15 protein-coding genes are annotated in these 16910 nt (G+C 57.9%); 5 read left to right on the top strand and 10 right to left on the bottom strand.

All coding sequences use genetic code 11. The features are described from left to right. Nucleotides 1-18 precede the first annotated feature (18 nt). The 3 genes from FO268_RS13290 (at nt 19) to FO268_RS13280 (ending at nt 4115) form a co-directional block, all read left to right on the top strand. A complete protein-coding gene (locus FO268_RS13290; protein ID WP_150993767.1) occupies nt 19-2193 on the top strand; it encodes an EAL domain-containing response regulator in 2175 nt (724 codons plus the stop codon). A 241-nt stretch (nt 2194-2434) separates the two neighbouring features. Further along, nucleotides 2435-3088 (top strand): class I SAM-dependent methyltransferase, encoded by a 654-nt coding sequence (locus FO268_RS13285; RefSeq protein ID WP_150993766.1) that lies wholly within the window; start codon nt 2435-2437, stop codon nt 3086-3088. A 19-nt stretch (nt 3089-3107) separates the two neighbouring features. Beyond that, nucleotides 3108-4115, top strand: coding sequence for a DUF2156 domain-containing protein (locus tag FO268_RS13280; protein WP_150993764.1), 1008 nt, complete (start codon nt 3108-3110; stop codon nt 4113-4115). Here the strand turns inward: FO268_RS13280 and murI are convergent. Then, on the bottom strand, nt 4093-4941 hold the full coding sequence (gene murI, locus FO268_RS13275) for a glutamate racemase (protein WP_150993762.1): 849 nt from the start codon (nt 4939-4941) through the stop codon (nt 4093-4095). The genes FO268_RS13280 and murI overlap by 23 nt on opposite strands. Beyond that, the gene (gene nudC / locus FO268_RS13270; protein WP_150993760.1) at nt 4938-5753 is read right to left on the bottom strand and encodes an NAD(+) diphosphatase; all 816 of its coding nucleotides are present in this window, start codon (nt 5751-5753) and stop codon (nt 4938-4940) included. Before nudC ends, murI begins: the two co-directional genes overlap by 4 nt. Before the next feature lie 143 nt (nt 5754-5896). Here nudC and plsB point away from each other — a divergent pair, with 143 nt between their 5' ends. Next, entirely contained in the window at nt 5897-8365 is a 2469-nt protein-coding gene (gene plsB, locus FO268_RS13265) for a glycerol-3-phosphate 1-O-acyltransferase PlsB (protein WP_150993758.1), read from the top strand. Nucleotides 8366-8388: 23 nt separating this feature from the next. Here plsB and FO268_RS13260 read toward each other — a convergent pair whose 3' ends face one another. The 7 genes from FO268_RS13260 to ppc form a co-directional block, all read right to left on the bottom strand. Next, the gene (locus tag FO268_RS13260) at nt 8389-9198 is read right to left on the bottom strand and encodes a class I SAM-dependent methyltransferase (RefSeq protein ID WP_150993756.1); all 810 of its coding nucleotides are present in this window, start codon (nt 9196-9198) and stop codon (nt 8389-8391) included. After that, the gene (locus FO268_RS13255) at nt 9198-9560 is read right to left on the bottom strand and encodes a UDP pyrophosphate phosphatase (protein WP_150993863.1); all 363 of its coding nucleotides are present in this window, start codon (nt 9558-9560) and stop codon (nt 9198-9200) included. Before FO268_RS13255 ends, FO268_RS13260 begins: the two co-directional genes overlap by 1 nt. Before the next feature lie 131 nt (nt 9561-9691). After that, nucleotides 9692-10489, bottom strand: a complete 798-nt coding sequence (locus tag FO268_RS13250; protein ID WP_150993754.1) for an undecaprenyl-diphosphate phosphatase — start codon at nt 10487-10489, stop codon at nt 9692-9694. 33 nt (nt 10490-10522) lie between these two features. After that, the gene (gene tsaB, locus FO268_RS13245; protein ID WP_150993753.1) at nt 10523-11218 is read right to left on the bottom strand and encodes a tRNA (adenosine(37)-N6)-threonylcarbamoyltransferase complex dimerization subunit type 1 TsaB; all 696 of its coding nucleotides are present in this window, start codon (nt 11216-11218) and stop codon (nt 10523-10525) included. Between the two features lie 4 nt (nt 11219-11222). Beyond that, nucleotides 11223-11876: an adenylate kinase gene (gene adk, locus FO268_RS13240; protein ID WP_150993751.1), complete on the bottom strand. Its 654-nt coding sequence runs from the start codon at nt 11874-11876 to the stop codon at nt 11223-11225. A 204-nt stretch (nt 11877-12080) separates the two neighbouring features. Further along, nucleotides 12081-13451, bottom strand: a complete 1371-nt coding sequence (locus FO268_RS13235; RefSeq protein ID WP_150993749.1) for an HDOD domain-containing protein — start codon at nt 13449-13451, stop codon at nt 12081-12083. A 25-nt stretch (nt 13452-13476) separates the two neighbouring features. Beyond that, a complete protein-coding gene (ppc, locus tag FO268_RS13230; protein WP_150993747.1) occupies nt 13477-16122 on the bottom strand; it encodes a phosphoenolpyruvate carboxylase in 2646 nt (881 codons plus the stop codon). 101 nt (nt 16123-16223) lie between these two features. On the opposite strand from ppc, the gene FO268_RS13225 reads away from it, so the two are divergent. Beyond that, the gene (locus tag FO268_RS13225; RefSeq protein ID WP_150993745.1) at nt 16224-16457 is read left to right on the top strand and encodes a hypothetical protein; all 234 of its coding nucleotides are present in this window, start codon (nt 16224-16226) and stop codon (nt 16455-16457) included. Between the two features lie 78 nt (nt 16458-16535). On the opposite strand, the gene FO268_RS13220 is transcribed toward FO268_RS13225, so the two are convergent. Continuing rightward, nucleotides 16536-16880 (bottom strand): hypothetical protein, encoded by a 345-nt coding sequence (locus tag FO268_RS13220; protein ID WP_027831231.1) that lies wholly within the window; start codon nt 16878-16880, stop codon nt 16536-16538. Between the last annotated feature and the right edge of the window lie 30 nt (nt 16881-16910).

The following is a 16910-nucleotide window of genomic DNA, read 5'->3' as shown; positions in this document are numbered from 1 at the left end:
AAGCGACGGGCGTAAACAATGAAACCTTCGAGCACCGAATGGACCTCCGACAGCGGCGCAAAGCCACGTATTCTCGTTGTCGATGACGACCCGAGGCTGCTAGCTGGCCTCGCATCACTGCTCAAAGGCAGGGGCTATGACGTCACCGAGGCGGAAGGCGGCCGTATGGCTTACCGCATTCTTGAGACCCACTCGTTCGATCTGGCGATGCTGGACCTTCGCATGCCCGACGTGGACGGTTTTGATGTCATGGAGCGGCTGGCCTCAGAACAGCCAGACTGCGGCGTCGTGGTGGTCAGCGGGGAAAGCTCATTCAGCTCTGTCAGCCGGGCCCTGCGCAGAGGCGCACTGGACTATATCCGCAAGCCGTTCGACCCGGAAGAGCTGCTGACAACGGTAAATGGAGTCCTCGGCAAGCGCTCGCTGATTCGCGCCCACGAACACATACGCATGCGCCTGGAGAAGTCGGAAGAACTTCACCGATACATTGTCAACAGTTCGCCGGACATCGTATTCATGCTCGATGGTGACGGCCATTTCTGCTTTGTGAACAGCAAAATCGAAAGTCTGCTGGGCTACCAGCCGGCTGAGCTCTGTGGCCGGCACTTCCGCCACATACTGGACGATCGGGACATAGCCCGCGGCACCTATGCCCTCAAAGGCCCCAATATTTCGGCCGACAACCCCCGCACCCTTGAAGTCAGGCTGAAAACCCGGGGCAGCCGCAAAGCTAACCGGCACTTCGAAATCACGGCCTTTCCCATCGATCCTGAAACCTGGCCCCACTCCAACGATGAAGAGGGCAAGCATGGCACACGGGAAGCCCGTTACTACGGTACAGCCCGGGATGTTACCGAGCGCAAGGAAGCGGAAGCTTTTATCAACTTCCAGGCCTATCATGACCTGCTTACCCGCCTGCCGAACCGTGCCCTGTTCAAGGATCGTCTTGACCTGGCGATTACCCATGCCCGCCGTAGTGAGCAGAAACTGGCGGTGATGTTCCTTGATCTCGACCGCTTCAAGGTCATTAACGACACCCTGGGCCATGCCATGGGCGACCGATTGCTGCAGGCGGTAACCCAGAGACTGGAGCGCTGCCTCCGGAAGGGTGACACCCTATCCCGCTTTGGCGGGGATGAATTCACCCTGCTGCTACCATCGATCCACAGCCATGAAGATGCCCGGCAGATCTCCAAAAAACTGATCAAGGCCCTGCGAGCGCCATTCCAGCTGGGTGATCACGAAGTTTTTGTCGGTGTGAGTATCGGTATTGCAATATATCCGGAAGCCGGCGAATCGATGGACCACCTGATCCAGAATGCCGACATCGCCATGTATCATGTCAAAGCCCGAGGTAAGGACGGCTATCGTTTCTACTCCGAGAGCATGAGCATCGACACCGCCAACCGCCTGAACCTGGAACGGGACCTCAGACTGGCGCTGGAGAGAGACGAGCTGAGGGTGTTCTACCAGCCCCAGGTTTGCTCTACCAGTAACCGGATAGTGGGGCTGGAGGCGCTTGTACGCTGGCAACACCCGGAACGTGGCTTGCTCTACCCAAGGGACTTCCTGCCCCTGGCGGAAGAAACCAAACTCATTGCAAAACTCAGCGAGTGCGTACTGGACCGGGCCTGCCGGGATGTGGGGCGATGGATCCGTGATGGTCACAGTGACCTGCGCCTGGCGGTCAACCTGTCACCGGTTCAGGTGGAACACCCAAGGTTTGTAGAAACCCTGATGGATCAGATCCATGCCCATGGGTTTCCACCGCAAAACCTGGAAATCGAAATCACTGAAAACGTGATCATGAACGATCTCGAGCAGATCAGTCAGAAACTCCGCGAACTGGCCGGGTTAGGTGTCAGGATTGCCATTGATGATTTTGGCACCGGCTACTCCTCTCTGAACTACATTCATCGCCTGCCCATTCATACCCTGAAGGTGGATCAGTCTTTCGTCAGGGCCATTCGCAGTGGCGAGGACGGCGCCTGCATCGTCAATGCGATCGTCGCCATGGCCCACGGTCTGAAACTGGAAATTGTGGCTGAAGGCGTGGAAACCGACGAACAACTGGCCTACCTCAAAAGCCTGGGCTGCCACCAGGTGCAGGGCTTCTTCTACGGCCCGGCACGACCAGCGGATGTCATCGAGAAAACCCTGGGCCACCTGCCTGCCCGCGCTGTAGCATTCTGACACGTCGCAGAAACCGATACTCTATTGTCGGACACTCGGATCTAAAATGTTGATCTGGTTTGCAAAGTGTTGCTGTTCGTTACTTTATGTATCCGGAAATGCGCATTACTGCACATAATTCCCCCATTGGCTTCTCTAAGCTCAAATCCATCAGGCGCTTCTATCGAATTCACCAGCCGGTGAAACAACCATTACAAGAACGATGGAAGCCTTCACTGGATATGGACAGGCAGAAGTCATCATGCACGATAAATACAAATACATTGGTCCGGTCTACGATTTTCTGAGCAACCTCTACAGCGGCAAGAATATCCACCGCTGCAAAACCGCCATGCTTGATGTGGAAACCGTGCAGCCCGGGGCACGCATACTGTTTGCCGGTGTGGGCCACGGTCGCGACGCCATTCGTGCAGCTGAGCTGGGCGCCGATGTCACCGTGGTAGACCTGTCAGAAACCATGCTACGCAAGTTCGGGGAAGCCCAGGAAAAGGAGGCCCCCCACCTCACCATCCGCCGCATCCACAGCGACATCATGAAAGTGGAAGAATACGAGCAATACGACATGGTGGTGGCCAACTTCTTCCTCAACGTGTTTGACGAAGACATGATGGTGCGGGTTCTGGAGCACCTGATCCGCCTGGGCAAAGCAGACGCCAAGGTTGTAGTAGGAGACTTCTGCTATCCCACCGGTAACCTTGTCGCCCGTCTGTTCAAGAAGATGTACTGGTACATGGCCGTTTTTATCTTCTGGCTGTTCGCCAACAACGCTTTCCACAAGATCTACAACTACCCCGAGCACATGCAGCGCCTGGGCCTGCAGGTTACCGAGAAGAAGCACTTCAAGCTGCTGAACATGAATTGCTACTGGTCGATCCTGGGACAAAAACAGGCGTAACAAACGGGGGAGCAACATCATGGCAGACCAGATTCTTTCGCTCGAAGGCGTTCAGTCACTCGATGAAGGCGTTTTCAGCTTTCCGGAACGTATCAATTACCTGAAAAAGTACGGCACCCACTCCCAGTCGTTCTCGACGTTGCAGCCGGGCATGCAGTATTTTGATGTACCCGGCGTGGGCTATCTGGCCTACATGCGCAAGTGGGGCGGCACCTTTGTTCTGTCTGATCCGGTCACCGCCCCGGAGCACTTTGAGGTCATACTGGAAAAGTTCCATCAACGCTTCCCCAACGCCTGCTATATCCAGGTCTCAAAACCCGTGGTGGATTACCTCTATCGCCGGTTCGGCCTCTACGGCACCCAGTTTGGCAGCGAGTCCCGCATCAACCTGAAAAGCTGGTCGCTGACCGGCAAGAAGAAGCAGATTCTGCGCACCGCCCTGAACCAGGCTGAGAAAAACGGTATTACCGTCAAGGAGCGTTTCAGCGACGACCATACCCGGGAAATTTCCGACGCCTGGATTCGCACGCGCAAGTGCAAGAGCAAGGAAATCCGCTTCCTGATTCGCCCCATGGAGATGGAGTATCGGGAAAACGAACGCCACTTCTATGCTTACCAGGATGGCAAGGCGGTGGGCTTTATCTACTTTGACCCCATTTACCGCAATAACGAAATCATCAGCTACGTACCCAATATTTCCAGGGCAAATGCCGATTTCCGCCAGGGGATATTCTACACTCTGATGGCTCACGCCATGGACGTGTTCAAGGCCGAGGGTGTGCCCTATCTGGATCTGGGGCTGATTCCACTGTCACTGGACCAGGCCACCGAGCACCAGGAAAGCCGCCTGCTCAAGCGCATCATGCACGGCCTGTATGAGAAGGGTAATTTTCTCTACAACTTCAAGGGGCTGGAATTCACCAAGTCGCGTTTCAGGGGCGATAATTTCAAAACCTATTGTTGCCACCGCCGCGCTTTGCCGGCGCTGGAATTCCTGGCAATGTTCAAACTGACCCGGCTGCTGTAGCGGTACTGAGTGCTGCCGGCCATCGTCCCCGGATTTCTACGCTACTCAGGTTCAACGGCCCCAGAAACGCTTCCAGCCCTCTGGGCGCCGCCCCGGTAAACAGGGCAGCATCAACAGGCCTGTCATCTAACGGGCCCTGCAGAGCCCCGGCCTGGTGCCCCTGCTGCTCGAGCAGCCAGGTGGCGCGACGGGCAACGGCGTCACCGGAATCCACCCAGTATTTCACATCGGGCAGCTGCGCTTTTAACACGTCAGCAATCAGGGGGTAATGGGTGCAGCCCAGCACCACCGTATCCACACCCGCGTCGCGAAATGGCTGTAGCGCGCTGTATAACAAATCCTCCGGCACCGGCACACCCGTTACAAGACGCTCAATCCAGTAAACCAGATCCGGATGCCCGAGGCGCTCAACGGTGCAGCCATCGGCAAATTCGCTGATCAGGTCCAGCAGGTACGGGCGGCGCACGGTCGCTGGCGTTGCCAGCACACCAATACGGCGGTTCACCGTCAACGCTACGGCAGGTTTGATGGCCGGCACAACACCTATGACCGGCGTGGATGTCATTGCCCGCAAATGTGGAAGCACCACTGTACTGGCGGTATTACAGGCGACGACGATGACATCACAGGGATACTCATCTATCGCAGCGGCAATCAGCGCCTGGCTGCGCTCAATCACCACCGATTCGGGCTGGTTGCCATAGGGGAAGCCTGCGTTATCAGCTAGGTATACCAACCGGACTGCCGGCAACTGGTTGTGGATGCAGGCAGCAATGCTCAGTCCGCCAACACCGGAATCAAAAACCAGCACCCTGGGGGTAGTCACGGTTGCGCCCCTTTTCCCGTGATTTCTTCCGCCATGGCGTGAATCAAGCGACCAGCTATGGTGGTCAACGGCGACACCGGAGGCATTTCCCCCGGCCGGTACCAGTCGGCCTCGGCGATTTCGTCTTCCTGCAAAACCAGATCACCACCGGCGTAGTCCGCAAAGAAACCGAGCATCAACTGATGGGGAAACGGCCACGGCTGGGAAGCCTGGTAACGGACGCCGCTGACATCCAGCCCTGTTTCCTCTTTGACCTCCCGCGTAACGGCTTCTTCAATACTCTCGCCGGGCTCCACAAACCCTGCAATCAGGCTGAAAAAGCGGCGCTTTACCCGTGAGGAACGGGCCAGGAGCATATGATCGCCGCGGCGGATAACCACAATGACGCACGGCGCCAGGCGCGGATACCAGGGAATACCACACGCCTCGCACCACTTCGCACGCTCCAGGGGGTGCAGGCCCGTGGTCCCGCCACAGCGGCCACAAAACCGGTGGTCCAGCCACCAGTGGTGAACCTGGAAAGCGGTACCCAGCATAGCTGCCGGTGCGTCCTCCATCATCAAAAGTGCATCTCTGAGCGGTACCGGCTCGGAGCTGCCGGGAAGCGTATCGGCTTCGGCCACGTACACCGGCTGATCATCCAGTTGCCCCACATAAACCGGGCTCGTCCCGGTATCGGTATACGGTGACACCGTCTGCCACTGGCTCAACCACCCGGTATCCGGCTTGAGCACCGAGTCACCGGCAATGGCCAACACCAGATCCTTCTCGCCTGGGGCTCTTGTCGACCAACCGGGTGTCCATATCGCCATAATCCGGATCCTGCAGCTACCATGAAGTATGAACTGGAAATGTATCACACCGGCACAACGCAACTGAACGACATCATGTCTTTCGGCACCGTACGCAACCAAGTAAACTTAGCGCCTGATTTTGTGAACCGGAGTGACCATTTATGCGTGTTTTCCTGGGCCTTCGCAGCCTGATCCTGACCCTTTTTCGCAAGATCCTGTTTTTGTGGGTCCGGACGGATGTAAGCGGCAACAGCGCCGAAGCCCTGGGGCTAGATCCGGAAAAACCGGTTTGCTATGTGTTGCAGTACAGCTCACTGTCCAGCCGCCTGGTACTGGAACAGGAAGTGCTGAGCGCCGGCCTGCCAGGCGCGTCCTCCTCACTGCCAGTGAAGAACGGGCCAAACCATTCCTTTTTCTTCCTGTACCGTAGAATTGGCGGCCTGTTCCGACGGCGCAGGACACCCATCCCCACCAACCAGTTCCGGGCGCTGGTTCGCCATGGCCTGGAACATCCGGAAGAGGACGTGCAGATTGTACCGGTTTCCCTGTTCTGGGGCCGCTCCCCCGACAAGGAGAAATCCGTCGTCAAACTCGTGCTTTCAGACACGTGGTCTGTGGCGGGTCGGTTGCAGAAGTTCCTGATCATTCTGGTGCACGGTCGCAGCACCTATGTGCAGTTCAATCAGCCGTTATCACTGAAGCAGGTCATCGACGAATACCGTCACAGTGAGGATCGGGCCAATCGCAAACTGGCACGTATTCTACGCACTCATTTCCGCCGCGTACGCCAGGCTGTCCTGGGCCCGGACCTGTCCCATCGCCGGACCCTGGTCGGCGGACTGGTACGCACCCAGTCAGTTAAGGAAGCCATCCGCGAAACCGCCCGCAAGGACGACATCCCTCCGGAAAAGGTCCGCGCCAAGGCCTATAAGTACGCGGACGAAATTGCCGCAAACATGTCGGTTGTTACCATCCGGGTCCTGGAAGTGGTGCTATCCCGCCTGTGGAACCGCATTTACAACGGCATTGCCATCAACAACATCCAGGTAGCGAAGGAAGTAGCCCAGGACAACGCTGTGGTCTATGTTCCCTGCCACCGTTCCCATATTGACTACCTGCTGCTGTCCTATGTGCTCTACAAAAACGGTCTGATGCCTCCGCACATTGCCGCGGGCATCAACCTCAACATGCCCCTTGTCGGCCCCATCCTGCGCCGTGGCGGTGCCTTTTTCATGCGCCGGAGCTTTCGTGACAACCCGCTTTACGCCACAGTTTTCAACGAATACATGCACGTAATGTTTTCCCGGGGCTACTCCGTCGAGTACTTTGTCGAGGGCGGACGCAGCCGTACCGGGAGGATGCTGCAACCACGCCCCGGGATGCTGTCCATGACCGTGCGCAGTTTCCTGCGGGACCACCGCAAGCCCATCGTGTTTGTGCCGGTTTACATCGGCTACGAAAAGGTGATGGAAGGCCGGTCCTACCTGGGGGAACTGCGGGGCAAGAAAAAACAGAAGGAAAGCGTGTTCGCGCTGGCCAAGACTGTCCGCAAGCTGAGAAACTCTTTCGGTCGGGTGTCGCTGAATTTCGGAGACGCCATCCACCTTTCGGATGTGCTGGACGAAATCGAGCCCAGCTGGCGCGAAGAAGCCTACAACTCCGAGTACCGGCCAAAGTGGCTGAACCATGCCGTGTCTGACCTGGCAACCCGTGTTGCTTCCAATATCAATGCCGCTGTTGCCGTTAATCCCATCGGCATTACCGCCACTGCCCTGCTGGGCACCGAGCGCCTGGCTATGGATGAAGGCCAGTTGATCCGCCTGATGGATCAGTATGCAGACCTGCTGAAAGCCTTCCCATACGCGGAAACGGTCACCCTGCCGGAAGGCAGTGGCAGGGACTGGGTGGCTTACTGTGAAAATATGGGACTGGTTACCCGCCAGCCCCAGAAGCTCGGCGACATCATCGCGCTGGAGGGCAGCAACGCCATATTAATGACCTATTATCGCAACAACATACAACATCTGTTCGCCCTGCCATCGCTGATCGCCAGCCTGTTCGAGAACAAGCAATCGCTGCGCAGGGAAAAGATCGAGTTCCTTGCCGGTGTTGCCTACCCCTACCTGAAATCGGAGCTGTTCCTGAGATATCATCCGGACGACATCGCCAATGTGGTCAATCAGTGGATTGATGTGTTGGTGGCCAGAGGCTTGCTTTTCGAGGAGGCAGACGACCGGATCAGCCGTCCTGAAGAGGGCACCGACGCCATGCTTCGTTTAAGGATACTGTCCCGGTTCATTATTCAGACCCTGGAACGCTACCATATCGCTATCGGAATACTGCGCAAGTACGGTTCTGGCAAGATCACTGCCACCGAATTGGAAGAGCAAAGCACCCTGCTGGCCGAGCGCATGTCTATACTGTTTGGCCTCAATGCCCCGGAATTTTTTGACAAGACCCTGTTCCGGAGCTTTATTGCCAACATGCAGCAGAATGGCGTTATCACCACCGACGAAAACGGCCTGCTGTGCTACAGCGAAGGCCTTGATGAGGTTGCAGAAGATGCCCGCCTGGTACTGAGCGTGGAAAAACGCCAGGCCATTCAGCAGGTGACCATGCTCGGGGCCTGAGTGCCCCGATTCTGATGATTTTGTCAGCTGCTGGGCAGTGCCTTGATGGAATAGATATCGTAGCGGCTGCTTTTACCCTCGATACGGGTAGTTGGCTCCGGCCCGTCGACCGGATCAGCCTTGCGGGGACGCTTGATCACCACCCGATAGGTTGCCACTGCCAACGCTGCGGCCAGCAACTCGGCTGAATCGTCATCGTCCCCGACCACTGTGCGGAATACCTGCATTTCCTTTTTCACCAAGGCTGACTTGTCACGGTGAGGAAACATCGGGTCCAGATAGATAACATCCGCAGCCCCGTTTTCCGCCTTGTGCAGCCACTCGATACTGTTTCCAGGCTGCAACAACATACGCGCAGCCAGCGGCGCACTCTGCTCATTCAGAGCGGCTCTGGCGAGGCCGTCACTGAGCAACGCGTGTACTATAGGTGAGCGCTCAAAAAGCGTGACCTGGCAGCCCAGGGATGCCAGCACAAACGCATCCTGCCCGAGGCCTGCGGTGGCATCCAGGACATGCAGCGGTTTCCGTGTTTTCTGCAAGCCCACCGCCTTGGCAATCAACTGGCCGGTGCCACCGCCATGCTCCCGGCGGTATCCCGCCTTACCGGTAACAAACTCGGCCCTGACCGGGCCCGGGGCGCCCTTGCCGGTAACCTGCAGGCCGAGGCCATGTTCATCGGAGAACAGTAATACCGGATACTCCCGGATATCACGGGGGCGCACCGTGCCCAGAAAAGGCAACGATAGCTGCCCGGCCAGTGATCGGGCGGCAAGACCATCACCCAGAGGGCTGCAGGCAACGGCAAGTCCAGGAGCGTGGTTTCGGGAAGACATCAAACCAGAATATCGATGCCGGCCAGGCTATTATCGGAGGCATCACCGCGCGCGGCTACATCGGCAAACGTGGACAAGGCTCTTGAGGTATTCAGGGGCATCTCATCGGCGCGAAACCGCTCCAGCCTGACATCTTCTGCCGCCTGGCGCGCTTCAATACGCCGCTCCAGAGACTCTGCAGAAGGTATGGGCCGTAGATCGGCATTACGGGAAGGGGTGTCGGACAGGTCCCGGCGAACGGCATCGCTGTTGCTCTCCGGTGCAGTTGCAGGCGCACGGGCAACGTCACTGCGCTCCCTGACCGGGCTGTTATTGCCGGACTGGAAAGGAAGACCGCTGTTTGGATTTACACCACCAATCATTTCAGGCACACCGATTCTGGTTACAACTGAATCCGGATTATGGAAGATTTATCCCGGTTTTAAAAGCTGGCTGTTCACAATTTGCTCTACCCTCTTCAACCGACCTCAACCACTACTTGCCACAGCATGACCTACCACAGCATGACAATCAGCAACAAACCAAGAACCAGCCGGTAGATGACAAAAGGCATGAGGCCAAGCTGCTCCAGAAACTTCAGGAACAGATGTATACAGATCACCGCGCTGACAAACGACAGCGCAGCGCCCAATGCAATGGCCGCCCAATCGGTTGCTCCACCCTGCTCCACCAGCTCGAGTGTTTTCAGCAGGCCAGCGGCGAGGATCAAAGGGATAGAGAGCAGGAACGAAAAGCGTGCCGCGGCATCCCGGCCAAAGCCCAGAAATAAGGCCGCGGTGATAGTAATCCCGGAACGGGAGGTGCCAGGAATCAACGCCAGTGCCTGGGCCAACCCGATAATCACTGCGTCTTTCATGGTCAGGGAAGGCAGCTCCCGGGCACGGCGCCCTACGGCATCCGACCACCAGAGCACAAGGCCAAAACCGATGGTGGAGGCGGCAATCACCAGTCCCGAACGCAGGGAAGACTCGATAAAATCATTGAGCAACAGCCCTGCCAGACCAGCCGGAATGGTGCCCGCGATGACCGCCCAGGCAAGCCCACTGTCCTGCCCCACCCGACCACGGGCCGTATCTCCGGCCCAGGCAACGCTAAGCCGGACAACTTCCGTGCGAAAATACCACACCACCGCTGCCAGGGTGCCCACGTGCACTGCCACATCAAAGGCCAGGCCCTGGTCTGGCCAGCCCAGGATCTGTGACGGCAGAATCAGATGGGCGGAGCTGCTGATCGGAAGAAATTCCGTCAGTCCCTGAATAATGGCCAATACAATAATGTGCCACAGTTCCATGGGCAGTGTTTCCGTATGGTAGCAAGGAGGTTGTCAGCGGCCCGGGAGTTTCTTCCAGGCCACTTCATCACGAATATAGACGGGTTGGGCCTGAGCGGCAGCCACACCCCTTCCTTCTTGAAACGCATGCGCCGCTAATTCAGCCACTCGGGACGCTCTGGGAACCAGCGTGGCGTCGACTTCCTTCATGGCTCCGGTAACATCGTCCGGAAAGTCGTCCCTCAAGCCCCAACCCTGGCCCACACCAAACCAGCAGCGCACACCGGGTACCAGAGCAACCGATTCCGGGGCACTCACCTGTTCGTCACCAAGCAGCTCTGGACGGCCAGCCTGGCACACATAGCACGCCCAGTAGACTTCGCCCATGCGGGCATCAAACGCCACAGCGATGCCGTCGCCTTCAGAGAGTGAGAAACGGGCAATAGCATCGGCCGCCACGGCCGCCAGCGACGACACCGGAACCACGGGTACATCCAGGCCATAGGCCAGGCCCTGTACCACCCCGGTAGCGATTCGAAGACCGGTAAAAGACCCCGGACCACAGGCGAAGGCCAGTGCGTCAAGCTCAGCCGGCACCAGCCCCTGCTCGGCAAGAAGCTCACGAACCATGGGCATCAGCAGGCGGGTATGCCCCCGCGGTGCAAGTTCAAAGCGCTCCGTCACGCTGCCGTCTGCCAGCAGGGCTGCTGAGCAGCCCTCCGACGAGGTATCCAGTGCCAGTAGTTTCACGCGGTTACTTCAGTTGGGTAAGAATCTGGTCGCGGATGTCATCCAGACCGCCCACTCCCTCAACCCGTACGTATTTGGGGGCCGCAGCCGGGTCTTTCTTCGCCCAGTCCTGGTAATAGTTGACCAGCGGTGCCGTCTGCTCATGGTAGATTTTCAGGCGCTTGCGGACCGTGTCTTCCTGGTCATCGGCGCGCTGAACGAGAGACTCACCCGTTTCGTCATCCTTGCCTTCGATTTTGGGAGGATCATATTTCACGTGGTAGATTCGGCCACTGCCCTCGTGCACACGACGGCCGGACAAACGGCTCACAATCTCCTCGTCGTCAACAGCAATCTCGACCACGTAGTCTATTTCAATACCCTGATCTTTCAGGGCTTCAGCCTGGGGAATGGTGCGTGGAAAGCCATCGAGCAGGAAGCCATTCTTGCAGTCCGGCTGCTTTACCCGCTCTTCGATCAGCGCAATGATGATGTCATCAGACACCAGACCACCAGAGGCCATCACTTCCTTGACCTGCTTACCAAGCTCCGACTCGGCCTTGACCGCTGCACGCAGCATGTCACCGGTGGAAATCTGGGGAATGCCAAACCGCTCGGTTATGAACTGGGCCTGAGTCCCCTTACCTGCGCCTGGTGCGCCTAACATGATGATTCTCATAACGCTGTGCTCCCGTTGTAGTCATTATCATTTGAAAAGCTGTGGCAAAACCCCGCGGCTTTGCGACAGCCTCTCGCCGGTCATGGCCCGCTGGGCCACGCCGAAGAAGGCGCATTATACGAACTCAGCCACTTCAGAGAAAGTGGACCTCCGTAGCATGCACCAAAAGGTTACATCAGGGTGTATTGTGCAGTCGTTCGGGGGTCAGGATGACAGGGAAAGTGCCAGTGCGTCCAGATCTCCGGAAACCTTGTCGATTTCCTCACTGAGGTTGGCGATATCGCTGTCTGAAAGCCCCAGCGGCGCTGCCAGGGCCGTCAGGTCATCCGGGTTGAACTCGTCACCAATGCCCTTCTCCTTGAGCAACCCGTTGGCAAGCTGAACCATGAGCACATAGTTTTCATGCTCTCCCTGATACCCCTGGTGTTGATGCATGCCGGCTGCCTTGACCACCGGGTCAGGCAATTCCCACAAGCGGTGGAGAATTCCGCCAATGGCACCGTGACCAACGGCCAGCATCTGCTGGCTGTCATCAGCACCGAATACCTGCTGCTCCAGCGAATGCATGCTGGCTTCCGGGTTGGCTTCACGAAGAGTGTTGAGCTCGCTGAATTCCTGCGGGAACAGATGTCCGATCAGCAACAGGCCGAAGTTGTGTAGCAAACCACAAAGATAGGCCAGCCCCTTGTCAGCACTACACCTGGGCGCCATGCGCTGGCACAGGAAGGCGCAGTAGAGGGAATGCCGCCAGAACTGATCCATCCCCAGCATGCCCTGGCGGGGCACTTCGAAAGCGCGGACGGAGGCGATGCCAAGGGCAATGTGAGCAACACGATCGAAACCAAGAACGCGGGTAACCGCTTCCTGAACGGAATTGATCTGGCCAGGGTAATTAAAGAGTGCTGAGCGGGCATAACGCATAATCTGCGCCGTAAGGCTGGGGTCGAATTCAATCAGCTCCGCCAGCTCACGGGCCGTAGCCTCGGTGTTGGCCGTGAGCCTGAGAATGCGTAACGCCAATGCCGGCATGGGCGGCAGGCGATAAAGCTTCTGGAGTTTGTCGGCTACTTCTTCAAGTGTCAGGGCCTCGCGCTCTCCGTTGTTCTGACCACGGATAACCAGGTGCCCCGGTGTTGCATCAGCCAATGCCCTGGCGAGGGAAGTACGGTCCAGCTCCAGCAGCGTGTTGTCGGTGCCACAACACATCAGGGAACGCGAGAAATCCAGCACATCCTGGTCGACCAGCACAGGTATATCGTAGGCCGCCCCTACCGGTGGCTGAAAGCCCGGGTCGCAGTCGGCAAACAGGCGCGCCGACTGGCGAGCGGTCAGTGGCTGGAGCCGCCGGCCTGTGAGCTTGTGGACCAGATCCATGTCCAGGCTGGTGTTATAGCCGTGAACGGCCATGATTACGCCATTGATATCAATCAGCGGCGTCGCCCGGACAAATTCGTCCTGAGGACGGCCGGAGGCCATCACCGCTGCATCAAAGTTAAGCACCTGATCAATTGCCAGTTCCCGGTAGGCGATTCCATTGCGAGCCAGAAAACCTTCCAGTCTTGCCGCTAACGCCACGGCTTTACTCCTGTGTTCTGTTTGATTATCCGGTGTTTCGCATGCCTGCCGAGATGCCCGCCATGGTGACTTTAAGGGCGCGCTCTACCATATCGGGCACTTCGCCCTTGCCTTCACTTTCGCGGTCGCGCTTCAACAGCTCTGCCTGTAGGTAGTGTAGCGGATCAGTATACGGATTACGTACACGCATGGAATGGGCAAACACCGGTTCCTGCTCCAGCAGTGTCTCCTGCTCCTTGAGTTCCAGCAGATGGCGAATGCATCCCTGCAGGCGTTCCCGCAGGTTTTTGCCCAGTTCCAGTAACGCGGGATCGTCTACCAGGGTCTTTTCGTAGTAGCTGGCAATTCGCAGGTCGGACTTCGCCAGTACCATCTCCAGCATATCCACGTAGGTTTTGAAGAACGGCCATTTCTGCATCATTTCCCGCAGGACCGGCACCCGGTCATTGCGGAAAGCTTCTTCCAGGGCCACGTCACTGCCCAGCCAACTGGGCAGCATCAAGCGCATCTGAGTCCAGGCGAAGATCCAGGGAATGGCCCGAAGGCTTTCCACACCGCCGCCGGGTTTGCGCCTTGCCGGGCGGCTGCCCAGAGCGAGCTTGCCAAGAGCCTGTTCGGGCGTGACCTGGCGAAAATAGGGCACAAACTCCGGGTTATCACGGACGACATCGCGGTAGGCCTTCAGTGACCGCTCCGTCAACCAGTCCATAACTTCACGCCATTCCGGCTCCGGCCCAGGGGGCGGGGCCAGGGTCGCTTCCACCACGGCGGTGGTGTAGAGCGTCAGGCTCTGCTCCGCCAACCGGGGCAGGCCGAATTTGAAGCGGATCATCTCGCCCTGTTCGGTGATCCGGAAGCTGCCGTTAACGGACCCCGGGGGCTGGGACAGTATCGCCCGATTGGCAGGGCCACCACCTCGGCCCACGGTACCGCCGCGACCATGGAACAGGGTCAGGTGAACGCCGTGTTCACTGGCAACTTCCGTCAGCTGTTCCTGGGCCTGGTACTGAGCCCAGGCCGCCATCATCTGGCCGGCATCCTTGGACGAGTCCGAGTAGCCGATCATCACTTCCTGGCGGCCCTCGCAATACTCCCGGTACCAATCCACATTGTAGAGGGCTGCCATGCTGTCGGGTGCGCCCCGCAGATCATCAAGAGTCTCGAACAACGGCACTACCCGCATGCGATTTTCCATGCCGGCTTCCCGCAGCAGCAAAATCACACTCAATACGTCGGAGGGCTTGCTGGCCATGGAAATAACGTAGGAGCCCAGGGCTTCCGGTGTCTGTTGCGCCACCACTTCACAGGTCGCCAGCACTTCGCCGACTTCCTCCGAAGGTTGCCAGTGCCTCGGTACCAGGGGGCGCCGGCCCTTGAGCTCACGCACCAGAAATTCCTGGCGCTCCTGCTCGGACCACGACAGGTAATCGCCCATCCCGAGGTAGTCCACCATTTCTGCAACAGCTGCGGCATGGCGGGAAGCTTCCTGACGAATATCCAGGCGAATCAGCGGAAGACCAAAGGTGTGTGCCCGGCGAATGGTATCCAACAGCGGGCCGTTGGCGATGGTTTCCAGGCCGCATTCAACCAGTGAGCGATAACACAGCTCCAGTGGGCCAGTAAAATCCTCGTTGGCAAACAGGATATCCGTCGCGTCCGCGGGCTCACCGGCCACGCTGGCTTCTGCCCAATCCCGGGTTCTGATCAGTTTTTCCCTTAGTCCTGCCAGCACCATGCGATAGGGCTCGCGGGACGCCCCGGTGATGGCCCGCAACTCATCACTTGCCTGCCACATGGACAGCTCGGCACGCAGCGCCTGGATATCCCGCAGGTAAAGATCGGCGGCCATCCAGCGGCCCAGGAGGAACACCTTGCGGGTCACTTCATGGGTGACGTTGGGATTGCCGTCGCGGTCGCCACCCATCCAGGATGCAATGCGGATGGGAGACGCGTCCAGGGGCAGCCCTTTGCCTGTGGCTTCGGAGAGCGACAGATCAAGGCTCCGGAGAAAACGCGGCAGGGCCTGCCACAGGCTGTTCTCGATAACCGCAAACCCCCACTTGGCTTCGTCCACGGCGGTTGGTCGTTCATGGCGTATTTCATCCGTGTGCCAGGCTTCGGTGACCAGCTGCCCCAACCTGTCCACAATTTCCTCGCGCTCTGCGGGCAGAAGGTCGTCATGATCCAGGCGTGCCAGGCAGTCTGACATCTCGTCGTACTTCATGATCAGAGTGCGACGCGCAACTTCCGTGGGGTGCGCGGTGAGCACATATTCAATGCGAAGGTCCGCTACCCGGCGATGCAGCTCATCCGCGCTGACACCTCCGTTCTTGAGGCGACTGAACACCTCGCCGAGAGATTCCACCATCAGATCCGACTGGTGACCGCGCTTGCGGCGGATTCCGTGGTACTGCTCGGCCAGGTTAGCCAGGTTCAGAAACTGGTTAAAGGCACGGGTTACCGGCAAAAGCTCGTCATCACTCAGTTTCCCCAGCAGGTTAACCAGGCGCTGTCCGGACCCGCTTTCCTGCCGGCGATCAGCCTTGGCGGCGGCGCGCACTTCTTCAATCAGCTCGTAACAGTCCCGGCCGGGATCGCGCTGGATACTTTGTCCCAGCAACTCACCCAGCATGCGAACGTTTTCTCGGAGGTCGGGGTGTAGCTCGGTCACATTGACGTCCTTTTAAATTGACGGAGGCGAAGTAAACTTACGATACTATTTACTCTTAAAGCCTGTCTAACGATTAAAACCTGTGGCCGCAAGGAGTTTTCATGAAAGTAACCGATCTGCCCAAACACTGGGAAGGCAAGAAAGAACCTGTCGAGCGGAGCCACGATTACAATCTCCGTTTGCCGCTGGAAGACGCAGCGCGCATAGCCGCGTTGGCCGAACTATATCCGGACCGCTCGGAAAGCGACATTCTTAATGACATGATTGCTGCAGCACTGGACGACCTGGTCCGGCTGAGCCCGTTGAAGGACAAACTGGAAGGCAAGGATAAATAACGGCGGGCAGTTGACCGCGGGGTGGCCAAACCACCCCGTAACTATTGCAGGACTGTCTTGATCAGGCTAAAGGCCCGATCAGGCAACCGATTCGAGCTGGCGTGCCTTGAGCTTCTGGATGTGCTTCTGGCTAAGGCTGATGAAGCGAGGGGTCATGCCCTTGTCTTCATAGATCTCGAAACCGTCCTCATCGAATGCGACAACCTTTGAACCCTGAACGTAAGGAAAGCTGGTCTCCAGTTCATCAAGAGCCGCAGAGATCAGGTCTCGCATAAGGTCCTGGGAGGATTTCATCGGGTACAACGCGGCCAGTTTTTCCAGTCGCTTGTGATGCTGGTCGGACAGGTTGGCAAAATACGCATCCCGGGTCAGCCGACCGCGTGCATGCTTGTCCCAGTAATTGACCAGATCTTTGATTTTCATGGTGCCTTCACTCCTGCATCTTCTTGGTGG

The organism is Marinobacter denitrificans, assembly GCF_008795955.1.
Classification (GTDB): Bacteria; Pseudomonadota; Gammaproteobacteria; order Pseudomonadales; family Oleiphilaceae; genus Marinobacter; species Marinobacter denitrificans.
This window is presented reverse-complemented; position numbering and strand designations above follow the sequence as displayed.